Source organism: Microbacterium sp. HMWF026, assembly GCF_003061325.1.
GTDB lineage: Bacteria > Actinomycetota > Actinomycetes > Actinomycetales > Microbacteriaceae > Microbacterium > Microbacterium testaceum_E.
Genome location: NZ_QAJB01000372.1, coordinates 1 through 2,972, shown reverse-complemented (window position 1 = coordinate 2,972; position 2,972 = coordinate 1). Strand labels below are relative to the sequence as shown.

General features: G+C 71.7%; 3 protein-coding genes. 1 reads left to right on the top strand and 2 read right to left on the bottom strand.

What is annotated here, in order from left to right; genetic code table 11:
- Positions 1-24 precede the first annotated feature (24 nt).
- Positions 25-573 (top strand): type 1 glutamine amidotransferase domain-containing protein, encoded by a 549-nt coding sequence (locus tag DBR36_RS13850; RefSeq protein WP_108320315.1) that lies wholly within the window; start codon positions 25-27, stop codon positions 571-573.
- 121 nt (positions 574-694) lie between these two features.
- On the opposite strand, the gene DBR36_RS13845 is transcribed toward DBR36_RS13850, so the two are convergent.
- Together DBR36_RS13845 and DBR36_RS13840 are read right to left on the bottom strand one after the other, a co-directional pair.
- Positions 695-1,510, bottom strand: coding sequence for a DNA-formamidopyrimidine glycosylase family protein (locus DBR36_RS13845; RefSeq protein WP_108320313.1), 816 nt, complete (start codon positions 1,508-1,510; stop codon positions 695-697).
- A 10-nt stretch (positions 1,511-1,520) separates the two neighbouring features.
- Complete coding sequence (locus DBR36_RS13840) at positions 1,521-2,927, bottom strand: flotillin family protein (RefSeq protein WP_108320311.1); 1,407 nt, start codon at positions 2,925-2,927, stop codon at positions 1,521-1,523.
- Positions 2,928-2,972 lie beyond the last annotated feature (45 nt).

The window sequence follows — 2,972 nt, the reverse complement described above, 5'->3', positions numbered from 1 at the left end:
CCCACAACGAAGAGAGGCGTACTCATGACCGATCTCAACGGCAAGCGCATCGCGTTCCTGGCCACCGATGGTTTCGAAGACAGCGAGCTCACCAGCCCGTGGGAGGCCGTCACCTCCGCCGGTGCCGAGGCCGTCCTGGTCTCGCCGACCGAGGGCAGCATCAGCGGCGAGAACGGCCACGAGCAGAAGGTCGACCTGGCCGTGTCGGGCGCTTCGGCCGGCGATTTCGACGCACTCGTACTGCCGGGCGGTGTGCAGAACGCCGATGACATCCGCATCGTGCAGGATGCCGTGTCGTTCACCCGCGACTTCTTCGACCAGCACAAGCCGGTCGCCGTCATCTGCCACGGCGGGTGGATCCTGACCGAGGCCGACGTCCTGAAGGGCCGCACGCTGACGAGCTACCCCACCCTGCAGACCGACCTGCGCAACGCCGGCGCCACGTGGGTCGACGAAGAGGTCCACGTCGACCAGGGCCTGGTCTCGAGCCGCAACCCCGACGACCTGCCCGCGTTCAACGCGAAGCTCGTCGAAGAGGTCGCCGAGGGCAAGCACTCGGGCCAGAGCGCCTGAGAGCCCGACCGTGAAGGGCCCCGGACCGTGGTCCGGGGCCCTTCGTCGTGCGGGCGAGCATCCCATCAGTCGCAGCCTCCGTCACCCGCGGAACCCCGCACCGCCGGCCCGGGCCGGGGCGTCAGCCGCCCTGGCACGACGGGCACCACTGCCCGCCGCCCTTCGTCCCCGGGATGTCCTCGACCACGCCGCCGCATCCCGGACACGGCTCGCCCGTTCGGCCGTGCACCTTCATCGCGGCCATCTTCGCCGCCTTCTGCTCGTCGATGGGCACGCCGCGGCGGTCGCGCGCGGCCCCGCCGAGCACGTCGCGCAGGGCCGTCCATAGCCGGGTGATCTCGGCATCCGTCAGACTCGCCGCGTGCGAGACGGGGTCGAGCCCGGCAGCGAACAAGATCTCGTCCGAGTAGGCGTTGCCGATCCCGGCGAGGCTCTCCTGCTCCTGCAGCAGCGCCTTGAGCTGCTTGCGCCGACCGCCCAGCGCCGCGACCAGCGTCTCTCGCGAGAAGGCCGGGTCGAGCGCGTCGGGACCGAGCTTGGCCACCGCCGGAACCTCGTCGGGGGCGTCGACGACGTGCAGCTGCACCGACAGCCAGTCGCCGGCATCCGTGATGCCCAGGATGCCGTCATCGAAAACGACGCGCGCGATCACCGCCGCACCGCCCGGCGCCGCGGCCGCGGCCGCCGCCGCCTCGTCCCAGGTCGCCCAGCCGGCCCGACCGAAGCCGAGCGCGAGGTGCGTTCCGTCGAGATCGACGTCGATGTGCTTGCCGAAGCGTTGCACCGCGGTGACGCTCCGGCCGACCAGCTCGTCGAGCGGCCGGGAGCGCGTCTTGAGCGCCCGGCCCTCGACGAGGTCGACGCCGGTGACCCCGTGCCCGGTCAGGCGCTCGCGCAGGAACAGCGCGAGCGCCTCGACCTCGGGTGCCTCGGGCATGGGGCGTGGGTCAGGCGCCGGTCTCGGCCGACGAGGACGGACCGGTCGACGACGGCGCCGGGTCGGCGACGGGCTCGCGGCGGGCCGTCTCGGCGAACGCCTCGGCCACGGCGCGGCCCTGGATGATCTGCGTCAGGTCGATACCGGTGGCCGCCTTGACCGCCTCGAACGACGAGCGCAGCCCCGTCGCGGACTCGGTGGCGAGGTGGCCGCTGGCCCCCTGGCCGCCGAGCACGGTGACGTTGCCGACGCGGTCGTAGCCCTTGGCGAACTCGGCCATCATCGGCACGAGGGCTTCGAGCGCGCGCTGCGCGAGCAGCGCCTCCTGGTTCTGCGACAGCGCCTCGGCCTCGGCGCGAATCGCTTCGGCACGGGCCTGACCGGCCAGGCGCACCGACTCGGCGTCGGCCTCGGCGCGCACGCGCACGGCGGACGCCTCTTGCTCGGCGATCTGGGCACGGGCCTGGGCCGCCTTGATCTGGGCGTACGAGTCGGCGTCGGCGTTCTTCTGACGCTGGTACAGGTCGGCGTCGGCCACGCGGTTGACCTCGGACTCGAGGCGCGCCTGCGTGTTCTGCGCCTCTTGCTCGAGCACCGCCTGGCGGCGCTCGGCACGGGCGAGGGCCTCGGCCTGCTCGGCCTCGGCGTTGGCACGACCGACCTCGGCCTTGGCCGCGGCGCTGTTCTTGTCGAGCTTGGTCTGCTCGATCAGGTTGGCCTCGTCGGTCGCGATCTGGCGCGCGCGGATCTCGCGCACCGCGTTGATGCGGGCGACCTCGGCCTCGCGCTTGACGCGCTCGACCTCGGTGGCGCCGAGGGCGGCGATGTAGCCGTTGCCGTCGGTGACGCCCTGGATCTGGAAGGAGTCGAGGATCAGACCCTGCGACGACAGGTCGGCCTTGATGCCCTCGGCGATCTGGTCGGACAGGCGCTGCCGGTCGCGCATGAGTTCTTCGACGGTCAGGGTCGCCACGACACCGCGCAGCGCACCCTCGAGCTGCTCGGTGGTGAACTGCTCGATCGCCTTGTCCTGCGAGGCGAAACGCTCGGCCGCGCGACGCACGGACTCGGGGTCGGAGCCGATCTTGACCAGGGCCACACCGCTGACGTTGACCGTGACACCGTTCGAGGACTGCGCGGTGGGCTCCATCTTGATCTGGCGCGCCCGCAGCGAGATCATCTCTCCGCGCTGGGTGAGCGGGTTGACGATCGCGCCGCCGCCGGTGATGACGGTGATCCGCGAGGACTCGCCGTCGGCGCTCTTCTGCCGCTTACCGACGATCACCAGCGCTTCGTCGGCCTTGGCCACGCGGTACCACCCGCGCACGACCAGCGCGAGGACCAGGATGACGACGACCGCGACGACCACGACGATGACGGCGATGAGGCCGACTGCTCCGAGAGCGGCGAATTCCATGCTTCTCCTTCGACGGGTGCCGCTCGCGCGACACGGGGGGGGGGG